Annotated in this window: 10 protein-coding genes and 2 pseudogenes; 2 read left to right on the forward strand and 10 right to left on the reverse strand. The window is 36.3% G+C overall.

Annotated elements, in window-relative coordinates:
* Nucleotides 1-45 precede the first annotated feature (45 nt).
* The 8 genes from L0657_RS23490 to L0657_RS23525 form a co-directional block, all read right to left on the reverse strand.
* Nucleotides 46-1,080 (reverse strand): hypothetical protein, encoded by a 1,035-nt coding sequence (locus L0657_RS23490; RefSeq protein WP_235153217.1) that lies wholly within the window; start codon nt 1,078-1,080, stop codon nt 46-48.
* Nucleotides 1,081-1,489: 409 nt separating this feature from the next.
* Nucleotides 1,490-2,740: a hypothetical protein gene (locus L0657_RS23495; protein ID WP_235153218.1), complete on the reverse strand. Its 1,251-nt coding sequence runs from the start codon at nt 2,738-2,740 to the stop codon at nt 1,490-1,492.
* Nucleotides 2,741-2,826: 86 nt separating this feature from the next.
* Nucleotides 2,827-4,077: a hypothetical protein gene (locus L0657_RS23500; RefSeq protein ID WP_235153219.1), complete on the reverse strand. Its 1,251-nt coding sequence runs from the start codon at nt 4,075-4,077 to the stop codon at nt 2,827-2,829.
* A 114-nt stretch (nt 4,078-4,191) separates the two neighbouring features.
* Nucleotides 4,192-6,084 carry a sialate O-acetylesterase gene (locus L0657_RS23505; protein ID WP_235153220.1) on the reverse strand — a complete coding sequence of 631 codons (1,893 nt, stop codon included), beginning with the start codon at nt 6,082-6,084 and terminating at the stop codon, nt 4,192-4,194.
* A gap of 9 nt (nt 6,085-6,093) precedes the next feature.
* Nucleotides 6,094-7,356 carry a hypothetical protein gene (locus L0657_RS23510; protein WP_235153221.1) on the reverse strand — a complete coding sequence of 421 codons (1,263 nt, stop codon included), beginning with the start codon at nt 7,354-7,356 and terminating at the stop codon, nt 6,094-6,096.
* A 115-nt stretch (nt 7,357-7,471) separates the two neighbouring features.
* Nucleotides 7,472-10,558 carry a lantibiotic dehydratase gene (locus L0657_RS23515; RefSeq protein ID WP_235153222.1) on the reverse strand — a complete coding sequence of 1,029 codons (3,087 nt, stop codon included), beginning with the start codon at nt 10,556-10,558 and terminating at the stop codon, nt 7,472-7,474.
* 735 nt (nt 10,559-11,293) lie between these two features.
* Nucleotides 11,294-12,499 (reverse strand): sensor histidine kinase, encoded by a 1,206-nt coding sequence (locus tag L0657_RS23520; RefSeq protein ID WP_235153223.1) that lies wholly within the window; start codon nt 12,497-12,499, stop codon nt 11,294-11,296.
* 8 nt (nt 12,500-12,507) lie between these two features.
* A complete protein-coding gene (locus L0657_RS23525) occupies nt 12,508-13,293 on the reverse strand; it encodes a LytTR family DNA-binding domain-containing protein (RefSeq protein ID WP_235153224.1) in 786 nt (261 codons plus the stop codon).
* Between the two features lie 668 nt (nt 13,294-13,961).
* Here L0657_RS23525 and L0657_RS23530 point away from each other — a divergent pair.
* A pseudogene (locus L0657_RS23530) lies at nt 13,962-14,447 on the forward strand (porin family protein); the annotation flags it as partial.
* Between the two features lie 295 nt (nt 14,448-14,742).
* Here the strand turns inward: L0657_RS23530 and L0657_RS23535 are convergent.
* Both L0657_RS23535 and L0657_RS28210 read right to left on the reverse strand, forming a co-directional pair.
* Complete coding sequence (locus tag L0657_RS23535; RefSeq protein WP_235153225.1) at nt 14,743-15,426, reverse strand: peroxiredoxin; 684 nt, start codon at nt 15,424-15,426, stop codon at nt 14,743-14,745.
* A gap of 133 nt (nt 15,427-15,559) precedes the next feature.
* Nucleotides 15,560-15,679, reverse strand: a pseudogene (locus tag L0657_RS28210) (hypothetical protein); the annotation flags it as partial.
* Between the two features lie 813 nt (nt 15,680-16,492).
* Here L0657_RS28210 and L0657_RS23540 point away from each other — a divergent pair.
* Entirely contained in the window at nt 16,493-17,062 is a 570-nt protein-coding gene (locus L0657_RS23540) for an antirestriction protein ArdA (protein ID WP_235153226.1), read from the forward strand.
* Nucleotides 17,063-17,179 lie beyond the last annotated feature (117 nt).

The following is a 17,179-nucleotide window of genomic DNA, read 5'->3' on the forward strand; positions in this document are numbered from 1 at the left end:
GTTTTTCTGATATATATATATATTCTGTCCAGTCTGCTCTTGCGACTACCTTTGCTGTCCTGAGTAGTAGCTGTCGATCAATTTTCTTTTACTATCATATCTTAGGACCCATGACTCAGTACTATTTACGGAAGGTTTGGATATATGAAATTGGTATCCAGTATGATTTTCGTAAACATTAAGCGCGGCCTGCGAACTGGACGGGCGCACGTCGAGCTGGTAGTCTTTCAACTCTGACGACGCCTTGAACTGATCTGCAAAATAATTTAAATCCTGCTGTGAAACATTGCTCAAACCACCGGTAAGGTCATCGAAATTCGTTAAGCTTTCAAGCCGGTTAAAGCTGCCGATCCAGATCAAATTGCTATTTTCATCAAAGATGAGCGGCAAATCGGTGATGCCATAGAATTTAACATAAACCTGATACTGCTTCGAATTGTCTGGTAGTAGATAAGCTGTTGAACTGGTAAATACGAACTCCTGCTTATCTTTCAGGTAATCTTTTAGTTCTTGCTGCAGCAAAGGGAGTTTCGATATGTACTCATAATTTGCCTTGCTGCGCGCTGAGATGAATGCTTGAATTTTTTCCGGCAGGTCGGCCACCGACCTGGTCTCAAATGATACTTGACGGGATGCCATATCAATCATACCCGTAGCATCAATGGTAAGTGAATAATTGGACCCTCTCAAAGAATAATCAGCTACATGCCTAACGGATTGACCAGGCACCTCGAGAACCCGGTAATTGGAAAGGGCTCCGCTTTCTATGCCAAGTCCGCTCATTTTATTTCTCAGCGAATCACTGAAGGTACGGCCGAGATATTTTGTTGTATTCAAAATCTGGTTTGTATTTGTAACCACCGCCAGTTCATTTCCATCAAGCCTAAAGTTTGCCTGGTAGACCTTGTCAGTTTCCAGAACCGAATATTTGATATCACTAGCACCGGGATATTTCGCTTTAATTGATTCTACAACTGATACGGGTACTTGGTCCACTGGGTTGATCATAGCCTCCTTCGTTGCAGTACATGCCTGAACAAGTACTACTGTGATCATTGCAAGAAGTATACGTTTTTTCATTGACATATAAAGTACGGAAAATACTAAAAGGTTGCTAATTGAAGTCTATTATTAATGATTAAAATATATTGCGCCTGTATATCAACGATTTGATCCATATTTTACAGCAAATTGCGTGTACTCCCAGGAGTACATCAGCCAGCAACAATACTAAAAAGTATACATGTAAAGGCAGATGAAGATCCATAGGTTTTCACGTTTTTACCACTGCCGCGGAAAAACCAACATGTTGAAAAGAGTTAAGCGGACATTCGTGCCAATTGTAAAATGATTACTAGATTTTTCGCCACGTTTTTTGCACTTCGTGGTAAGTACCCGCCACGAATGACGAAATTTATTTGTTTAATTGTCATTAGGCTATCTGAATAACCATTTAATAAATTCAAAAAAGAATTATTTCCATTACCAACTACTGACAAATTTTATACTGTGAAAAGTCGTCAGTTTTCCAATTAAAATCATTGACATCAGGTATTTTGTCAACACAAACTGTCTTAAGGTTGGGACATTGGAATGTATAACTTAACTCTAAACTTTTGCAGGGACGAAGATCTAATTCTGTGACGTAATTATGTAGATAACAAATGAACCTTTTCAGCTTAACATTGCCTGTTAAATCTACATCTACAAGATTTGTTGCCGACATATTGAAAATTTCTAGCTTTGAATTTGCTCTCAGGTCTATGTCTGTCAGACCTGAACGTTGAATATCTAAATAGTATAAATTATTAAGATTGCTTAAATCAATTGTTCTAAGATTCAAAGCTTGTGAGCAATCCAGTTCATCGATTAAAATATTGTTCTTCATATCAATACTTGAAAGCCTTGTTGCAGCTATGGACAAGTATTTAAGTTTCGGATTTTTGCTGATATCCAGGGTTTCAAACGTTTTATAATTTTCATTCAAGTTTTCTGAACAATCCAATTCAATTAAATCAGGAAGCATGCTTAGGTCCAATCCAGCAAGTATATTGTCCGCGCAGAAGAGATATTGTAATTTTACATTTTTACTTAAATCTAAATTAACTATTTTTTTATTGAAGCTACAATTCAAATATTCTATTTGATTGTTTTGAGAAATGTCAATTATTGATAATTGATTAAATCTCGAATCAAGCCGTATTAGTTTGGGATTGTTGCTAACGTCTAAGGTAGTAAGTAAATTATTGAAGCAATATAGGTATTGAAGATCTTTGCAAGCAGTTACGTTAAGATACTTTACTGTTCTATTTACCCCAGCCCCCCCAGCACTTACTCCACTGCAATCCAGATATCTCAGTTTGACATTTTTACTGACATCGACAGAATCCACATAGCTGCCATGAATTCCTAGATATAATAAACTGGTAAAATATTCGATACCTTTAAGACTGGTAAATTCATAATGGTTCAGATCACCTGTTTCAATTTTTATAGTATCAATGTCTTTTATATCGCCATATCGTATCAACCCGTCATTGGTTTGATCGATTATGATATTCCTTTGAATCAGCAAAGCTTCAAAACCCTTCGCAATGGACACCATCGAAGAATCAGTCAGAATAATCTCCTTTGGTGGTATGACTTCAACAATAGGTGTTGGTTCAGGCGAATCTTTCTTGCATGAAAAGCTAAAAAGATATAAAACTATAAATGTAATTTTCAAGAAAGCATTATTCATTGCTATAAATTGTTAAAACCTACTTTAGATTATGCTATCTGAATAACCATTTAATAAATTCAAAAAAGAATTATTTCCATTACCAACTACTGACAAATCTTATACTGCAAAAAGTCGTCAATTTTCCAATTTAAATCATTGACATCAGGTATTTTGTCAACACAAACTGTCTTAAGGTTTGGACATTGGAATGTATAACAAAACTCTAAATTCTTACATGGACTAAGATTTAATTCTGTAAGATATTCATGCTGATAACAGAAAAATCTTTTAAGATTAGTATTCGCCGACAAATCTATATTTTTAAACACTGTTCCTGACATATTGAAAATCTCCAGTTTTAGGTTTGCAGATAGGTCTATGCCAGACAAACCTGAACGGGAGATGTAAAGATTTCTTAAATCTTTAAGATTACTTAAATCAATCGTCTTGAGATTTTTTGCCCCTGTACAATCCAGCTCATAGATCAAAGGGTTGTTGTGCAAATCAATTTTTGAAAGTCTGGACGCAGCTATTGCAAGGTAGGTAAGTTTAGAATTTTGGCTGATATCCAGGGTTTCAAATGTTTTATAATTTTCATTCAAGTTTTCTGAACAATCCAGTTCAATTAAATCAGGAAGCATTTTTACATCTAAAGCTGAGAGTATATTGTCTGCGCAGAAGACATATTTTAGCAATAAATTTTTGCTAAAATCGAGATTGACAATTTGTTTATTGTAATTACAGTTAAAATATTCTAACGAAGTGTTTTGGGAAATATCAATGTTGGAAAGCCTGTTTAGACTTACATTTAGTAATTTCAACTTTGTATTCTTGCTTACATCCAGACTTTCAAGCAAGTTATTAAAGCAATAAAGGTATTGCAGGTCTGGACAATTCGTTACGTCAAGATACTTGACTGTCATATTGACTCCCGCTCCTCCAACAGTTGCTCCGCTGCAGTTCACATAATGCAGTTTGGGGTTTTTGCTTAAGTCAACAGAATCAACATAGCTGCCATTCATGCCCAGATAAATGAGATTTGGGAAGTACTCAATACCTTTAAGACTGGTAAAATTATAATGACTAAAGTCGGTAGTCTCAATTTTTATAGTATCAATATTTTTGATATCCCCATATCGTACCAGTCCGTCATTGGTTTGATCGATTATGATATTCCTTTGAATTAGCAAAGCTTCAAAGCCCTTTGCAATGGACACCATGGATGTATCAGTCAGAATAATCTCTTTAGGTGGTATGACTTCAACAATAGGTGTTGGTTCAGGCGAATCTTTCTTGCATGAAAAGCTAAAAAGAAATAAAACTATAAAGGTAATTTTCAACAAAACATTATTCATCGCTATAATTATTAAACTCTACCCTGCCTGAAATGTGTATAAAAATTACCAAAAAAAACAATATATTCTTAGGTGAACTTGGATGTAAGCATTCAAGGTCACCTAAGAAAGGAATTACTTGACTAACATTATTTTTTTATTTTCGCTATGTTCCAAAGTTTTCAGCTTGTAAATTACAAAGGAGAAATTTTTGTTCGCTCTTAATTTTTCAAGGGAAAAAGCGTAATTGTGTTTACCAGCTTCAAGATTTGGTTTAATAATCTGTTCCAACACATATCCTTGTTCTGTCACAATTTGTAGTTTTAAAGGTGAGGCTTTGGTTAAACTAAAAGATATATTAAGATTTTTTGCATCAAGAATGGGATTAGGATAAGCGATTGCTTCCGCCGATTCAGCCGCGATACGAGCTCCAGAAATGCCATGTACATTAAAATAAGGCACTATTTTGGTAATTCTACCGCTAAAATCTTTTGCCCAGCCTTTATAGGTAAAATCAACGCTAATCCCTGAAGTCCAAGGATTCCCCATATCACTTTGACCTTGGTTTAAGGACATGTCAGCACTAGCATCCCGCGCCCAGATGTATTTGGAATAATTGCCAGTGACAAGCGTATATGACTCGGTCGTATTTTGACTAAAACCCATTCCAGCGGGAGTTGCAGATAAAACTGGAGTTTTGGAAAGAATACCGGAAATTTGTAAGTAAACGTCGTCAGACATATTTGCTAACCCCAAACTATTAAAATGAGTCCCATCACTTCTTTTTCCTGTTGCATTTGTATAGCTATCTGAGTTTGCAGATGCGTATGATACACTGGTTGTAGATAAAACATTAGCCTGCTCTTGCGTTACGGTATTACCAACGGATGTATTGCCAGAGGGAGTTGTCAAATTATTTCCGGAATTGTTGACAATATCATAATCTGTTCCGCCAGCATTTTTATCTGCTGCCAATAGTGATACTTTCGATATGGCCCAAGGCAAGCCAGGTAAAACGGAACGTGTGTCTGCGATAATTGCATTTAGTTTAGTATCATAGTTGTTCAGACTATATCCTGTTGGAGCTGTTGCAGCATTATTATAGATTCCTGTTTTATAAATATTTAATAGCGTTTTAGTCTCTGATTCACCTTGATGCCAAATAATACTTCTTACCCCAAACATATTCCCATATGCGCTTACAACATTTTTTAAATCTATGTAAGGAAAGCGATTGTCGGAAGGTGGAGCCCCAAAAGGGTTTTGGTGTGTGGATGTTGTTCCGGGAACCATTGTATTTGCATAATTGCTACTGAACATTGTTTTAGTACGCTGCATCGAATCATACCAGTTATCAATGCTACTTCCTCCGTGACCCACATTGAAAAAGCATACTGGTATCACCTGTCCAGTTTCCCTTTGTGCAATTTGATTTCCGAGTGATTGATAAAACCAGGGTCTGTCACCTCGAGGTCCAATCGTCATATTGCCACTGTTTAAGACTCCAAACACAGGTGTTTCTAACGTTTGATAGCTCGTCAAGCTACTACCAATGTAGTTCTTATTAGAAACCACACAGTCTAAGTTTGAAATTGTACCAACGTTAGTTGCAGCAGCGGCACCTTGAGCATTTGATTGCCCAGCAATGATAAAGACCTCTCCGACTCCAAACTTTATGTTAATAGTATTTGTGCCATCGCTAATGTATAGTCGGTACCAGCCGGTAGGAACATTTCGAACAAAATTAAAAGTAGCAGCCTCTGACGACCCAATACCCGAAAGAAATGGAAATGAGGTCGAAGATTGCCAGTCACCATTACTAGCCCCAGTAGCAGTCAATTTCTCAATACGGTAACTAGCAGAATTTTTATTCCAAAGTTGACCTGCAAATGTAACATTGGCAGAACCACCTGTCGATGTTGTATTCCGTTGGAAAACAGAATAATTACGTGGCCAGGTAAGTGTTATGTTGGCCCCCGTCACAAGATTACTTGCAAGGAGCAAAAGTATTGTAAAAATATTTTTCATTTGTTGTTTTTATTTAATAGTTGAGATATTTATCAGAGCGATTTTGGAGCCATAGTACAAATTGATAGTCCGTATAAATTCATTGGCAATTACGCCTTGACCTACTGCGCTTGGATGAATTCCGTCGGCGGAAAAAAAGTTACCTGTTGGATAACTGGGATCGATTTTAACTCCATCTTCAGTAACATAGTCACCTTTTAAAATTTTTTGATATAGGCTATTAAGATCAACCAGCGCTAGTCCATTTTGCTTAGCAAAGCCATCAACCCATTGGTTATAGGTATTTACTTGTTCGATTTCCTCATACCCTATTACCTCTTCATCAAAAAGTGGATTTTCCGGAACTCGTCCGATTTCACTAACACTTGTAAACAGTGCTGTTACGTTATCTGTTGGCAGAAGCCGGTCACGGGGATCTAACATTCGAACATCATTTTTTTGATAACGTTGTACATATATTTCAGCACCTACCTTCTTGACTATGTTTTTATATGAATAAAAATTAAAGTATGGCAGCGACAATATATCTGGAACATTAGCAATCGCTCCTTTTCCTCCTCTTTCGACTAACATTTGAATCAATTCATTTTCCGGAAAGATTCCCTCTCTATCATTTGTTAGATAACTTATATGTTTACCATACCCGCCCCCAGTATAATACTCGACGAAGTCATCGGCTCCAAGCTCCCAAGTGAAAAAATCTAGTTGGTTGATTTTTGACTTCAAAGTTTTAGCATAGGAAGATTTACCTTCCGTATTTGCATCGGAATAGCGGTTCAAATGCTGATAAGACGTTTTATCAAAATTAGGCAAGAATGTTCCTGGTTCATTTTCATTTACAGTTATCTCACGAACTTTAAGGTAAGGAATTGATATATTGTCAATCTCCTTAGTTATTTTAGGTAAGCTTTCCGATTTAATAAAGGCATTGTCCGTTGCTTCTGAAATTTCGAGCAAGCCGTTTTTTACATAAGCGTGTACTTGCCCAGAGCCTTTTTTATAATCACCTTCGAATAAGGGCTGACTAAAACTACTAATACCCATTGATCTTGCTAATAAATTCGGAAATGCTGCGAGTTGGCCTTCCTGGTTTATACCACCATTCTGGACGCCCGACGATATTGAACCTCCAACTGCAATATACCTGATCTTGTTGCTTCCCTTTTTAATGGAACCTAACTCAATCTCCTGGGCCTTTAACGGGCAGAAAGATAACGCCAGAAAACCAGCAACTAAATGGCTTGAATGGCACCTAAATAGATTTTTTAACATTGTAGTAAAATTCAAAAGTGAGTATAATTTATTAGGATAATTCTAGAAGGCAATCGATATCTACGACCTCAACTTTTTTTAGAAGACTGTGTTAATTGAATTACCTTTCTTTCAATTAAATCTTCAAACTTTGTCCATGCTTTTGAAAGGTTTGGAACTGCTTATATAGGATATGATATAAAACCAATTCATATACCCTTTGTCTTGACGAAAAGATGCGATTTACAGTCATGTGAACAATACTACTTATAAATGAAAAGAGTGTATTTCTATCATTAATCCTCAAAAAAACATCAGATAAAATGGGTAGAAAAGGGTCTTTATAGTAGATGAATTCCATATTTAATTCCTGACTAACAATCTCCTTAAGTTCACGATATTTGGATCCAAGCCGTTTACGCAATTGAGTGTCCCCTTTGAATTCTTTGAAAAATTCTTCTTTAAGATGATTCAAAAAAAATAACTTTTCCTCGCTGGAAATTCCTGAATATTCCAGTATCAAATTAATTCTTCTCAATGCAAAGCTCAACCGGTTAGCTTCTTGTTGCCTGCTGTCTGAAGAGCAAAGAAATTCCAAAGTTTTTACACTGTCCCAGTAAAATATAGATTCGCAAATCTCAATGCGGTTTATACCGTAACGATCCAATTCTCTGTTGTAACTATCAACCTGAATATTATTAACTTCTCCACTTTTGACATGGCTGCTTAACGCAACTTGTATAATCCTAAAAACATCTAAATAAAAAAAAGAATCAGGTGTTCCGTGGAACCTAATCCGTAAATGGTGGCTTGGGTCCTTGAATCTTACAAAGAAAAACTTGTCAATGGTTTTATTTTTTAATAGTTCTTCAATCACAGGAGCCAACGTCTTTATCAGGATTCTATCAGCTGATTCTTCGCCAGTATAAATTTTCAAATACAACCATTCGCTTCCTAATAGAAAATTACCTTGCGGTAAAATTGAACATGACGATTTTAGCCCGGGTATAGGTATAGCATGCTTGTTGATAAAAGGAATAACAATTTCGTTTGTATATCCCTGTTGTTCATCTCTTATAAGACAATTTTCAGCAGATTGCAAAACTTCAAAAACCCTAATAGGTTTACCTTTACTTATTTCTTTTAAGAGTATTTGTAATGCTGGTTCAAACCCTGTATCAATTAGTAATTCATTATCTCCAGAAGCTAATATGAATTGAACTGGAATGTCCCTTAACCGTAGCTGAATTACTGCATCTGCTAAACTTAAACCTTTGAAATTTATTGGATCAAGTAACCAACTTGCCCGGCTCAAGATAATATTTTTATATTTTACCCTTGGAAGAAAAGGTTTATCCCGGTGTCTTCCCCAGTCCCAATGAATATTACCTGATGAGTATACTTGCTGTAAGTCGCATAAAAATCGGTATAAAGGTAACCCTGAATGGTAATTATGAGCATTAGTAGATTTAGGGATAATTCTTGAATTAAGTTTTTTTGATTTCAGAATAATCTCATTATTATTTATTGAAATAAAAAGGTCATCTATGCTTATCTGTTGTTCTTGTGGCAGTGAAGATCGGCCTAAATATGGCATTTCATAGTAGTAAAGACTAGACCTTGTAAGAATGTTTCCCAAGTTAGAGCTTGGACAGTAAACCAACTCAGCAAATATCACATCGGGGCTAAATCTCACTTCTTCCTTTATAAAATCTTTTAAATGCTCCTTCAAATTAATATCTCCTTCTGAAAACCTGCTCATGACTGAAATTGCGGAAACACCTCCAAATGAGGTCAAATTAAAAAGGTAGTTTCCTTTTTCAAGTTCTTCAACAGAGTCTGCTAAAAGGTTACCCATACAGCAAACACCATATCCAGTATATTTTCGATTAGATGGTGATAAATTTTGCGGTTGTATTTTGGAAAGAGCAAGTATATCTTCATCGTTTATTTCTATCTGGTCACAACCTTCGTAAATGGCATTATTTATCTTTTCAAATAAATACTTCTGCCACCAGCTATCATCAGAATTCAATTCACTTACTTTATTATAGACCTCGAAAATGTCATTTATTATTGGTGCATGACTGCTGGGGTGGTTTAGATTGGAACCATATCCAATACCAAAATCAGGATCTAGTGCCACAGATAAAGCGACTTCCTCATTATTGTAACGTTCTTTGAACGTCTTTTTAAACAAAGTCAACTGTTTGCTTTCTTGAAATTCCGTTAAGAATGACAACAGAGAAAGTTGCTTTTGTAGCCCATCTATAATGTTGCTATCAATTTTATTTACCTGATCTGCAAAAAACATATCTGTTCGTGTCAAACTACCACGCATGCTTAAAATGCCTATTTCGTTTAACTGACGACGCATATTCTCGAATTTATTAGCTCTATCAGCAGATTCCGAGAATTGACTGTAAAATTTGGTCAGCATAACTACAAGCTCATTTGAGTTTTTAAAACTTTTAAGTCTTTGGATTAATAACTTCAGCGCATCATCTCCAATTACCGATGGTTCTAAATCGAAAACCAAAATTTCACTTTCTATCAGGTTTTCAACAAAACTATGTGCATACTGCGCAGAAACGCCAACGCTTACTAATATACGCACCAATTCTTCAATAGTTGCCCCCTCTGGCTGTATACTTTTTATCACTAAATCAATAAATTCATCCTTCTCAAAATAAGTTAAAAAATATTCCCAGTTCGAACCCTTTCTTTCGATTTCTATATACCTATAGCTATCTCCAACCGCGTATAGTGTAGTATTACGATTTAATTTTAATTGCTTTCGGAAGTTAGGTTGGGCAATTATCCAATCCCTGATGGATGTAAGCGTATCAATGGTAAATCGTGTATGTTGAGATATTTTTCGATTTGCCAGAAAATTGCTGCTGATAGTTATTTCTCCCGTCGTACAGCCAGCGAAAAGCCCGAATGGAGTACAACGGGTACATAGCCTAACCAAATATTTATATAAAGTTGATTGCAACTGGTCACATTCTGTTATATCCTTACCTGCTAACCAAAGTACAAAGCGATCATACAAGTCAGGGGATGCAAAGTATATGGCCTCCTGAGCTAATGCATCGTTCTTATAAAAATCTCTTAGGCATAATGCGAAAGAACGCTCTGATACCTGCTGATGAAATTGATATAATAAATGTATTGGTCGCAATGGGCGTCGCAACAAAAAGAAACTTAAATGTTTAAACATTGCTTTTAGGTTGGCAGGTAATGAATTTTCTCTTTAAAAAAATTTTATTCGTTCTTCCTGAAAATGTATAACTCCAATGCCAATTGAAATTCTTTTATGGAATAGGGCTCTAAAAGATAATATACAGGATTAAGGTGATATTTCTTATACAGATAATAGGGGTAAAAGGATGTTAAAATAAGAAAGTTGCTGCCTCGTAATTCAATTATAAATTTTTCAGACAAACGCATCTTAGGAGGTGGTAAACTAATAAAAATGAGATCGTAACATTTTGATTGAAGTATAGCCAAGGCTTGTTTCGAAAACGTACCATGCCAAACCAAATCTAAACAATTTGTTCGTCGAACTAAATTAAGTGTAAGGCTTTCGTTAGAATCCAGCCGCCCAATATGAATACAACGATACATTAGCTAGCTAGAATATACAAGTAAGACTTGTGAATATAATTGTGGTTGTTTCCGTGGTACCAGATTGCGCGTTGATATTGAAATTAATTATTTTCCCCTTTTTTAACACTGGCTGCTTATTATTCGTTGAAGCGATCATAATTTTTTTTTGATTCATGACGTTGAGAGTTTTTAGTTTGTTAAATCAGGCATAGAAAAATTCCTCTACCTGAAATAAAGATATAAGCTAAAACCACATGATTTTTCACGTTTCGATAAAGAGTACAACATTTTCGACGAGTTTAATGAAATGATAGATGAATAGATAAAGCTTTTATTTTATCCGGACTTAAAAGTTTATATATAAAGAACTATGATAACTATCCTCGGATTCTTTCATTTCAATCTGATGCTTACCGGGATAAAATAGTTGCAATCTTTTCTTCATATTTTGAAGACCAATGCCGCCCTGAGACTTATCAAGTTCTTCAAAGGCCCGGTCATCCTGCGCAGAAAGACTGTTTTCTACCGTGAAATACAAACCTTGTGCATCCACGTCCACAAATATACGCACGTAACAATTTGCTATGGTGTCCTGTATCCCGTGCTTAAAGGCATTTTCTACAAATGAAATAAGCAGTAATGGAGGAATTTGTAAATCTTCCGGCGATCCCTGTAGATGGTAGGAAATTTCCACCTGATCCGAGTGACGAAATCGTTCCAGATCCAGATAGTTGGTTATATACCGCAGCTCATCGCGCAAAAAGACTATATCTTCGTTCGTATTGTATAGACTGTAGCGCATCAATTCAGATAATTTCAAAACCAACGTGGTCGCCTCCTGGTTGGTATCCAGCGTGCGCAGGTATATACTATTAAGGATATTAAAAAGAAAATGCGGGTTAATCTGAGATTTTAAAAAGTTTAGTTCCAACGATAAATTGTCCCGCTGCAACGCCATAGCTTTACTTTCCAGGGTAAGGTTATGCTTTTCCAGTTGCAATTTTTCATTTTCCAGCTGCAGTTTATCGCGTTCCAGTCTTAGCTCACGTCTTAAAGAGATCAATATGTCTTTTATTAATTTAAACAAAAGCATGATGCTGACCACAAAAAAAGACCATGCATAGGTAAAATGCCAGATATTGAAATCTTTGAACACACCTAGCAGCCCGTTTGGCTCAAAGTATCTGACCCATAATTTCTGAATATAAGAAGGGTTGAGCGAATTACCATTAGAAAACTGCTTTAAATAGCAAAGCTCAAGATAATTTATAATATGGGCTGCATTTAGCAGGACAAACAAAATAAGTATAACCGGTAAAAATTTTTTCCGGTACAGGTATTGCGGGAATACATAACCTCCAAGAATGTAATAAACAACCATCGTCTGTCCATATACGACCAGACAGGCGTGGTTGGAAACGTATTCTGTATCCTGAAGGAGTTTGGAAATAAAAAAATACTTCAAAAACAACCAGGGTAAAATCCATAATACGGCGGTCAGTAGCAAACCTCCCAGGCGGTCTGATTTAAGTTCCGGTAGAAATTTTACCATAACTCCTGTTATTTCTTATGTGTATTCATGAAAACCTGAACGACTTCACGGTATGTAATACCAATATCAATTTTTTTCCCGTTTTCAATGGTAATTTCATTTCCATCGATTTCCATGATCGCACTTTCTTTAATGATATAGGACCGGCTAATCCGTAAAAATCTGTCCGAAGGAAGCAACTCCGCCATTTTCGTTAAAGTTCCGTGCGCCACAACCATCCTTTGTTTTAAGTAAATTTTCATGTAATCCTTCATGGACTCGATGTAGATGATTTCATTTATTTCCACCCGGACCAGTTTTGTCCCTTGTTTGACCAGAATAAATTCCTGTGCAGGTTTCCGGGCAGTTAAATTATCCAGTTCTATTTCAGCTAAATTAGAGATGAGATCGTTTTTTGTAGTCTGTGCTCTGATCACTTCCTTTTCCGTATCTACATGTCTTTCAAGTCGGCCAATGGCCTTTAAAAATCTTTCAAAGGAAACTGGTTTTAATAAATAGTCCAACACCTGATGCTCAAATCCTTCTAACGCAAACTGAGCAAATGCGGTCACCATGATAATTTGGGGCTTAGTTCCGCTAAGACTTCGGATGAATTCAAATCCTCCGATTTTAGGCATTTGAACATCGAGAAATAATAAATCAGGATGAAGCTTCTGAATCTCAAATAAGGCTTCAACCGGGTTACCGGATTCACCGCATACAGTAAGAAATGGAATCATCTCCACGAATTTTTTTATTACTTCGCGGGAATCGCGTTCATCATCAATAATATAGCAGCTAATAATATTTTGCATAACGTTACTACTTCCAGGTATTATGAATGGATCATTCCATTACTTATTGTAAAAGAATGTAAATTATAATAAACAATCAGTAACAAAAAAATCTTGCTGCGAAATCTACCGCATCAGCCTATGGCCGAATCCGCGGAGATAAGGAAATCCGTTTCCTGTCCGAATTGATCGTTCGTCGCTTCGTCGAAAAACTATTCGTATTTGACGAATATTCATTATGATAAATCGCCTGGATTTTTAACTTTTCCTCCTAGCAGTTACATTAGCAAAATTGCCTATGAGCGCTATAATGGCAATTAAGACGAAGATTGAAGATATACTCAGGAATAGGTAACATACTAATCTTGTCATTAAAGGTCATCCCAAATTACCGTCTATATTATCGCCGGTTTGATCAAAAAATAAGTCCAGGAAAATTAACTCTGTTATAATCATTCAATATCTTGATGAAAATGAGATATTCCATCATCTGCTTGCTCAATAGCGTTACAAATTCTAACAACATTTTATCTTATATCCTTTTTTGCTTAACCGGAAACCATGAAAAAAATTATATTGCTTATATCACTACTGCTTAACGCACCTTTTGTATCAGGACAAAATAAAATTGATTTTAAGGTGCATGCTGGTGTGGATTATCGCATCTCAAAGGGGGCAATACTGGCGTATCTGCCAACTCCGATCTCAAATTAGGTTTTACCGGCGGCATTGGTTTGACGTTGCCAATAACTAAAATGTGGTTCATCCAGCCGGAAATAAATTATCAAAATTTAGGCGGCGGTAGAGATAAGACAGCAATAATTCCGTTGCAAGACTATAAAAAGTTTACGCTACAATATGTAAGCATTCCGATGTTGGTCAAATTTAAAATACCTCAAACGGGTCTTGCCCTATATGCCGGCCCTCAATACGGATTTCTGTTCAGCAAAAAGCTAAAAACTGCTTCCGACAATTTCGTGGGAACAGATAAACTGGGCAAGAGTGATATTTCAGCAGTAATTGGGACAGAATATTTTTTTCAGTTAGGTGGTGGGAATCAAATTGGACTTACCGGGCGGTATCAGTTTAGTCTTGACAATATCGACAATTTTAACGACGACGAGCTCTATATTAAGAATAGGGTATTTTCGCTAACCTTAGCATATCGCTTTTAAAGAAAAGTCAATAATAAATATTACTTATTGTTTATAGGTATACTGGTATATTAAAAATAATGTCCCCCAGGAATTACTTATTATCCAAACATTTACTCAGAAAACAGATATATTCTCTACGTTCAACTTAGAATTCTTATTTTTAGTATTGACGGTATTGATTTAATTTATTATTCTCCGACAAATTCAATTTGTAAAAAACCGTGAATACAAATTCTATTGAATTCTGTGGATTTATAGCAAAAGCTCAATTGAGGTGTGATCATAAATGGGTCATTCCTTTACTTACACAAAGCTATTTGGTGAGAATTTGATCTAATTTTGATTTTAAAGCATCCGGTTTTAGATCTTTTGCTAAGATAACTCCATCTGGTCCAATCAGATAATTTTTGGGGATAGCCTGGACATTATATAGCGATGATGCTTCGTTCGCCCAGCCCTTTAGATCCGAAAGTTGTGTCCACGTTAAGCCATCTTTCACTATGGCATTTAACCAAGCTCCTTTACTTTTTTGCTGATCTAGCGAAACACCAATTATTGTAAAATTTCTGTTATTAAATTCTTTGAAGGTCGTGACCAGATTTGGATGTTCCGCCCGGCAGGGTCCACACCAGCTTGCCCAAAAATCAAGAAGCACATATTTTCCTCTAAAGTCTGTTAATGCTACAAGCTTCCCGGAGGTGTCTGACTTGGTAAAATTAGGTGCCAACACTCCGACGCTAGTCTGAGAAAGCTTAGTAAGTATTTTTTTATATTCTTTCCCGAACGGACTATTTTGAACGGATTCAGTTAAGCTTTCGAACAAAATTTTGAGTTTTGCAGGATTGGGAGCAGATCCGCCGAGTGACTGAATAGCTTCAATGCTTATAGGACTGTCTGGCATTTTACGAATAAATTCTTTGTATACTTCATTCCGTTCTATACCAACAATTTCTTTTTTCAGCTCCCAATCTTTTTCGAACGATTTTTTTATCTGCATTTTCCGGCAATGCCTTTCGAGCTGTATAATAATCTCTATAAATTGCATCACGTTTCTGGTTGACGGGGATGAAGCTTTTTTAACAGCTGGTCGAAATCCTTGTTAAGAGAGCCAGCAACCACAGTTGCGTTGGTTAATGAATCAAGACTTTGATTTGAATTGTTCCTGATTCTATAAAAAACTCGAGAATATTATAACTAGGCTTGGTGTATAGAATTGCTTTGGCTGGCAATTTGATATTACCACGAAAAACAAATTCACCATTTTAATTTCTATGGAATCCTTTACCCCACCGATGTTAGAAGGATCCTGATACCACAGCATCGCTTTATCTTGTTTTTTTAAGGGATTTATTTTGGCCTCAACAACAAACGATTAGCCCTGAGCTAAAATCATTGTAGGCAATAACGTCACGCTTAATATGCCTGTAAACAGGATTCGGCAGATTAAATATAAATGTCACACCGTGTTACTTTATGTGAGAAATACATTAATGAAATCTAGTCAATTATATTGTAATTTATAAACAATTTGTATAAATAAAATTACTTAACCTTGCCTGTTTGCCGATAATCGACAGGGTGAATATTTAGTATTGGATAGGTTGTTGTCGCAATCTGAACACGGATAACAGTCTGGAACCAGACGAAAAGGTGAATTTTGCTACTTTTAAGAAACATTCTCTTCTAGACGATTTACCGCGATGTTGGCTTTCCTTGAATCCAGCGATTCAATAACAGGCTCTATTCTGAATCTAAAATCCTAAATTAGTGCTATTCTGGTTTAAGATTTGAGCACGCACGCAGGCTTTAAAATATTTAGGATACCATATAGCTTATTTAAAACAACCCAGCCGCACGTTTAGCAGTCAGTGCAAACGAAAGTTACAAAGTAAAAAATGACGGCTTCAAGTCCATCCTTCTATTTACCGCGGTAGTCACCGCTCCTTAAACCGCAGGCTGAACTTGCAGCCAGGGGGCAGAGGCCCCGTCATTTTTTCTTTGAGTTGAAGGCAGCGATTGCCCTGAGCACCAAGCCGGGCTTAACCACTTAAAGCCTTTCGATTATGAAACTTTCAGAAAACACTCCAAAAATCTATGTTGGTACTTATGGAATGTACAACAATGGATCCCTGTATGGTAAATGGTTCGACCTTTCAGACTACACCGATACAGAAGAATTTCTAAGGGACTGTTATGAGTACCATAGAAACGAATTCTTCAGCAACGGCTGCCGACCAGAATTAATGTTTCAAGATTGGGAGAATATCCCGGATATGCTGATCAGTGAGTCAAGTCTTCATGAAAACGCATTCAAATATTTTGAAGCCATTTCTGAAATGGATGACGATAGTGCTGATGCTTTTCAGATCTACTGTACACAGATTGTCAACTGGCCATACAATGGAAATGATCTTTCCGAAACACTGGAAGGCTTTCAAGAATCTTATCAAGGATATTTCGGAAAAGGGAATGATCCCAAAACAGATTTTGCTTACCAATATATAGAAGACACAGGACTTCTTTCTGGAGCTCCTGAAAGCCTTGAACGATACTTCGACTACGAAGCATACGGAAGAGACTTGTTCTTGGAAGGATACTCAGAGTATGAAGGATATGTTTTTATAGATCAATAAACGATTTATGAGCCGCTGAAAACCCAGCGGCTCTTCATTGTTCCTTCTTTTTCTTCCGAAAAGAACTTTAGGAAGCTTTCCTAAAAAACACTTTTTTACTTTTAGCGGGTTAAATAT

Source organism: Dyadobacter sp. CY345 (assembly GCF_021502725.1).
In the GTDB taxonomy this organism is placed as follows: Bacteria; Bacteroidota; Bacteroidia; order Cytophagales; family Spirosomataceae; genus Dyadobacter.

Coding starts and splice junctions, on each gene's coding strand:
- L0657_RS23540 (WP_235153226.1), top strand. CDS start 16,493: ATGAAACTTTCAGAAAACACTCCAAAAATCTATGTTGGTACTTATGGA.
- L0657_RS23500 (WP_235153219.1), bottom strand. CDS start 4,077: ATGAATAATGTTTTGTTGAAAATTACCTTTATAGTTTTATTTCTTTTT.
- L0657_RS23505 (WP_235153220.1), bottom strand. CDS start 6,084: ATGAAAAATATTTTTACAATACTTTTGCTCCTTGCAAGTAATCTTGTG.
- L0657_RS23525 (WP_235153224.1), bottom strand. CDS start 13,293: ATGCAAAATATTATTAGCTGCTATATTATTGATGATGAACGCGATTCC.
- L0657_RS23535 (WP_235153225.1), bottom strand. CDS start 15,426: ATGCAGATAAAAAAATCGTTCGAAAAAGATTGGGAGCTGAAAAAAGAA.
- L0657_RS23510 (WP_235153221.1), bottom strand. CDS start 7,356: ATGTTAAAAAATCTATTTAGGTGCCATTCAAGCCATTTAGTTGCTGGT.
- L0657_RS23520 (WP_235153223.1), bottom strand. CDS start 12,499: ATGGTAAAATTTCTACCGGAACTTAAATCAGACCGCCTGGGAGGTTTG.
- L0657_RS23515 (WP_235153222.1), bottom strand. CDS start 10,558: ATGTTTAAACATTTAAGTTTCTTTTTGTTGCGACGCCCATTGCGACCA.
- L0657_RS23495 (WP_235153218.1), bottom strand. CDS start 2,740: ATGAATAATGCTTTCTTGAAAATTACATTTATAGTTTTATATCTTTTT.
- L0657_RS23490 (WP_235153217.1), bottom strand. CDS start 1,080: ATGAAAAAACGTATACTTCTTGCAATGATCACAGTAGTACTTGTTCAG.